The sequence below is a fragment of the Staphylococcus agnetis genome (genome assembly GCF_002901865.1).
Classification (GTDB): Bacteria; Bacillota; Bacilli; order Staphylococcales; family Staphylococcaceae; genus Staphylococcus; species Staphylococcus agnetis.
Window position 1 is genome coordinate 1 of record NZ_PPQF01000147.1, and the last position, 409, is coordinate 409.

Sequence of the window (409 nt, forward strand, 5' to 3'; positions counted from 1 at the left end):
TCGCGGAACGTAAGTCCGACTACCATCGGCGCTAAAGAGCTTAACTTCTGTGTTCGGCATGGGAACAGGTGTGGCCTCTTTGCTATTGTCACCAAACATTTTTTACTTCGTGGCAATCGTTCGCATTCGTCTTCATCACGGCATCATTGCTCGGTAACTTACGTGGAGTAAGCGCCCTCACGCTTCCTTGTGATTCATAGACTTCAAACGTTTTCACTTCGTAAATTGAATGATTATACATTCAAAACTAGATAGTAAGTATTGTTTCACAAGCATCACCTTATGAACTAAATTGATTAAGTCTTCGATCAATTAGTATTCGTCAGCTCCACGTATCGCTACGCTTCCACCTCGAACCTATTAACCTCATCATCTTTGAGGGATCTTATAACCGAAGTTGGGAAATCTC

The 409-nt window shown here is 42.3% G+C and carries 2 rRNA genes; both read right to left on the minus strand.

The features are described 5' to 3' along the window. A 5S ribosomal RNA gene (rrf, locus tag CD172_RS12415) occupies positions 1–96 on the minus strand; the annotation flags it as partial. A gap of 196 nt (positions 97–292) precedes the next feature. Further along, positions 293–409, minus strand: a 23S ribosomal RNA gene (locus tag CD172_RS12420); the annotation flags it as partial.